Genomic DNA, 4,792 nt, shown 5'->3' on the forward strand with positions numbered 1-4,792 from the left:
AATCGGACCAATCCAGCCAATGTTGATGTGTCAGCTATGTCTCCGAACACCCGTCAGTGATCTGTCCGGGCTAAACACTTCGCGGGCGATGACAGCGAGTGTGTGACGACCTCCTCCGCTCCTACTTGTCCTTCACCGGCACCGTATAGTTCAGGATCAACCGGCCACCATCCGGATAGATGGTCTGTCCGGTGATGTAGGACGCATCGTCGCTGGCGAGGAACGCGACGACGGAGGCGACCTCGCTCGGCTCGCCACCGCGCCCCGCGGGCGTACGCGACATCACCGTCTTGCGCGCATCCTCCGAGGTGTAGATCGACGACGCCACCATGTCGGTCAAAATCGTGCCGGGGCCGACTGCGACGACGCGGATGTTGTGCGGGGCGAGCGCGACGGCCGCGACCGACGTCAGCTGCTTCATGCCGCCCTTGGACATCGCGTAGGTCGCAAGCGCCGGGATCGCCAGCAGCGCATTCACCGAGGACATGTTGATGATGACCCCGCCGCCGCCCTGCGCGATCATCTGCTTCGCCGCGGCCTGCACGCCGAAGAACGCGCCCTTCAGATTGATGCCGATGATCTCGTCGAATTCCGCTTCGGTAATTTCGAGGATGTCCCGGTTGCGCGCGACGCCGGCATTGTTGACCATGATGTCGAGCCGGCCGAATTCGCGGACCGCAGTCGCGACGGCACGATCCACGTCAGCGCGCCGCGCGACGTGACACGGCACGGCGTAGAGATCCTTGGGCTTGCCCAGCTCGTTGACCGTCTTCTCGAGCGCGTCCGTATCGACGTCCGAGATGACCACCTTGACGCCGTCGTCGAGAAACCGCTTTGCGCAGGCCTTGCCGATGCCGCGCGCTGCGCCGGTGATGACGGCGACCTTGCCGGATAGTTTCATGGGTCTCACTCCAGGATAGCTGCTTAACGCAGCGAGCTATCCCGAAGTGGACTCCGGTTCAAGCCGCCGCGAAGCCGAGATGAGCACGGAACCGGTTCTTGATAAAGACGGCATCGCGCGAGGGCAGCGAGCGCGGCGGATTTTCGGCCCTGACCTTGATGACAAACAGCCGCGGGCCGGCGGCCGGCTCGGCGATTTGTCCCGCGAGGCGCTGCACCTCCTCGAGCGTCCGCACCGTCGCGGTGGCCGCAAAGCCGCAGGCCGTGGCGAAGGCAGTGAGATCGACACCGCGGCCGGTATGGCTCGCCTGCATCCCGGTCTCGCCAAAATGCTGGTTGTCGATCACGACGATGTCGAGATTGCGCGGCTGCGCGACGCCGATGGTGGCGATGCCGCCGAGGCCCATCAGCTGCTCGCCGTCACCGGTGAGCGCGAGCACGCGCTTGCCTCGCTGCGCCTGCGCAAGACCAAGACCGATCAGCGCAGCACCGCCCATGGCGCCCCAGAGATAAAAATTGTCGTCGCGGTCGCCAGTTGCATGCAGATCGTAGGTTGGCGAGCCCAAGCCGGAGACGACCAGCAAATCGCCGCGATCTTTCAGCAGGGCCGCGACGGCGGCGCGGCGATCGAGTTGGGACTCAACGGTCATTGCACTCACCACTTCTTCATGCCGATCAGGCGCTGCCCGATCAGCACCGCGATCTGCTGATCGGACTCATACGCGAGCGCTGCCGCGGATTCGACAGTCTCGACCAGATCGTCCGCCGTCTCCGCCCGCATCACCTTCAGCCCGATCGCTTCCAGCGACGGCTGCGTGGCCCGGCTCATCGGCACCTGCCAGGGATTGAACTCGGCCCACTCGCCGCGCATCGTCACCAGCATCAGCAGCGGAAAGCGGCCGATCGCAGACAGCGACAGCATGTTGATGCAATTGCCGACCCCGCTCGACTGCATCAGCAGCACGCTGCGCTGACCGCCGAGCCAGGCGCCCGCGGCAATGGCTATACCCTCTTCCTCGGTCGTCAGCACGTTGGTGTTGACGTCGGCGTCGGCGGAGAACAGCCGGATCAGCTGGCTGTGGCCAGCGTCGGGCACGTAGGACATCTGCTTGACGTCGGCGGCTTTGAGGATGCGATAGAGTTCGCTCGGCCAGTCGATGTCGGGATTGGGCTTCGAATTGGGCTTAGGGCTATGCACCAGACGTCTCCGTGAAATTCGAGCAGCACGCTAGCGACGTTCGCGCGCGAGGGCTCTGACCATCTGGCACGAGCAGGTATTGAAGGATTGTATAGCTGGCTTTTGCTGGCCCAGAAACGCGATGGGCATGACTGCGTCCTCTCCCCTTGTGGGAGGGCATTTTTATAACGGCAAACTAGGCCAGACTTGACCAGCTGCCTCCCCTTGATTCCATCTGGGTTGAAGGATACGGTTCCTCTCTGCTTAGTTGTATTGAAATGGAAAGTGCTTCATGCCTCGATTTTGAGTTCGAGGCTGAGGCTATTGCTGCTGCGCGTGCAGCGAATGCCTAGTTTGAAATATCCAATTTTGCGCCAGATTGATTGGTTGACCAATGTTTTAGGATATTTCCAATGTCTGACACGCTTCTCGACACCACCGCGACGATCGGCGTTCTGACAGTCGGCGGAGCAACGACTGGCACCATTGATGCCGTGCCAATGAGCGGAAGCGCAAACACCTCGTTCGATCACGACTGGTACAAAGTTACATTGACCGCTGGGCACAGCTACAGTTTCTCGGCCCAAGGAACGTCCGGCACCTTGAACGACGTCGCCATCGATTTGCGCGACACAGGCGGCAGTAATTTAGTCACCTCTGTGATCGATGGTGGTGTGAACGGTACCGCTAGATTCAACTACACGCCGAGCTTGTCTGGCACATACTATTTCGCGATCAGTGCAGGTGGATCGAACCCGGCAAGCCTCACAGGCAACGACAGCATCAGCGTCACCGACAATGGCACGCCATCGACCGACACGCTTCTCGACACCATCGCGACGATCGGCGTTCTGACAGTTGGCGGGACAACGACAGGCGCCATTGATGCGGTGCCCATGAGCGGAAGCGCCAATACCTCGTTTGACCACGACTGGTATAAAGTCACTTTGACGGCGGGGCATAGCTACAGCTTTTCGGCCCAAGGAACGTCCGGCACCTTGAACGACGTCGCCATCGACTTGCGCGACACGACCGGAAATAATCTTGTTACGTCTGTTGTCGACGGAGGCGCCAATCATGCGGCGAGCGTCAGCTACACGCCAACTTCGTCTGGCACATACTATCTTGCGATCAGCGCGGGTGGCTCGAACCCGGCAAGCCTCACAGGCAACGACAGCATCAGCGTCACCGACAATGGCGCGCCATCCACCGACACGCTTCTCGACACCACCGCGACGATCGGCGTCCTGACAGTTGGCGGGACAACGACAGGCGCCATTGATGCGGCGCCGATGAGCGGAAGCGCAAACACGTCCTTCGACCACGACTGGTACAAGGTCAATCTGACAGATGGACACCGCTACAGCTTCTCGGCACAAGGCACGTCTGGCAGCTTGAATGACGTCGCCATCGATTTGCGCGACACGACCGGAAATAATCTCGTCACGTCTGTTGTCGACGGGGGTGCCAATCATGCGGCGAGCTTCAGCTACACGCCGACTTCGTCTGGCACATACTATTTTGCAATCAGTGCAGGCGGCTCGAACCCTACAAGCCTCACGGGCAACGATAGCATCAGCGTTACGGATAACGGCATCATTACTGGTAGCAATCAAGTCGTCGCAGGCTTCGATTGGTCGCACTATCCCGGTCAGGAGGCCATGGCCTGGCTGTTCGCCAACACCAACTTGCGCGAAGTTGGATACTATCTCGGCAAGAAAATCGATAGCACCGACCTTCCAGGAATTATTGCCGAAGGTCAGACTCAGCACGGATCGAACGTCAGCAACACGAATGACTTTAGTTGGATGGGCACGCACGACGCCTTGGTGGCGCAAGGATGGAAGATCGCGCCCATCTTCGTTGGGCAGCAAGACCCGACCTACGTGACCAACAATGGTCTCAGTCTGTATGACGTGCCCACTCAAGCAATGGGCACAATTGACGGCGATGAGGCTGCAAAGCTTCTCACAGGCCAAGGATTCCAAGGAAATTCCAATACAGTTGTGTATCTGGATTGGGAGAATGGCGGGAGTATAAGTAGCGATGAAGCCCAGTACTTCGTCGCTTGGTCAGCGGAAATATCGGCCGCAGGATATCTTCCTGGAATCTATAGCCCATACTCAGCGGCGCCATCAATTCAGAGCGCGCTTACTCAGGCAGGATATTCCGCACTCTTTTGGGCCGCCAATGTGAACGACGATCTCGCTCATCCGTCGAACTATCAACCAAGCGGCAATACTTTTCTCACGTCGGATCCTACAACTGGGTCCGCCTTTTCGGACGCGACAGGTTGGCAATATCGCGGTCCAAGCGGCACCACTTACAACCTCTTTAACCTTGGTTCTCAGATCAGTTCAGCTTTGAACGACGCCGGAATATTCACGAACGCAAATGTTGATCTTGACACATTCAAGACGTTGACAGCATCGGCGCAACCCGATCTTTCCGAATATGTAGCAGTCGCTCCTACCACAGCTGCAGCCGGAAGCAGCATGACGGTCGATGCTTATGCGATGGATATCGGCAAAGGCCCATCGGGGGCCTCGACCGCAGGGATTTACCTGTCGAGCGACGCGACGATCACCACCTCCGACACGTTGCTGACGACGGTCAGCTCCGGCGCACTGACCAGCGTCGGCCAGACCGGCTATTACGACCATCAAACCCTGTCGGTCATGCTTTCGGGCAACCTCACGCCCGGCACCTACTATC

General features: G+C 59.4%; 4 protein-coding genes. 1 reads left to right on the plus strand and 3 read right to left on the minus strand.

Features of this window, described 5'->3' with window-relative positions; genetic code table 11:
• Positions 1 to 121: 121 nt before the first annotated feature.
• The 3 genes from L6637_RS40960 to L6637_RS40970 are packed head-to-tail and all read right to left on the minus strand — an operon-like array spanning position 122 to position 2,098.
• On the minus strand, positions 122 to 901 hold the full coding sequence (locus L6637_RS40960; protein WP_237862676.1) for an SDR family NAD(P)-dependent oxidoreductase: 780 nt from the start codon (positions 899 to 901) through the stop codon (positions 122 to 124).
• A gap of 58 nt (positions 902 to 959) precedes the next feature.
• Positions 960 to 1,550 carry a thiamine pyrophosphate-dependent enzyme gene (locus L6637_RS40965; protein WP_237874269.1) on the minus strand — a complete coding sequence of 197 codons (591 nt, stop codon included), beginning with the start codon at positions 1,548 to 1,550 and terminating at the stop codon, positions 960 to 962.
• A 5-nt stretch (positions 1,551 to 1,555) separates the two neighbouring features.
• Positions 1,556 to 2,098 (minus strand): thiamine pyrophosphate-binding protein, encoded by a 543-nt coding sequence (locus tag L6637_RS40970; RefSeq protein ID WP_237862678.1) that lies wholly within the window; start codon positions 2,096 to 2,098, stop codon positions 1,556 to 1,558.
• 392 nt (positions 2,099 to 2,490) lie between these two features.
• Here L6637_RS40970 and L6637_RS40975 point away from each other — a divergent pair.
• The coding region (locus tag L6637_RS40975) for a pre-peptidase C-terminal domain-containing protein (RefSeq protein WP_237874271.1) at positions 2,491 to 4,792 on the plus strand (2,302 nt) is incomplete at its 3' end.

The organism is Bradyrhizobium zhengyangense (assembly GCF_022012435.1).
Classification (GTDB): Bacteria; Pseudomonadota; Alphaproteobacteria; order Rhizobiales; family Xanthobacteraceae; genus Bradyrhizobium; species Bradyrhizobium zhengyangense.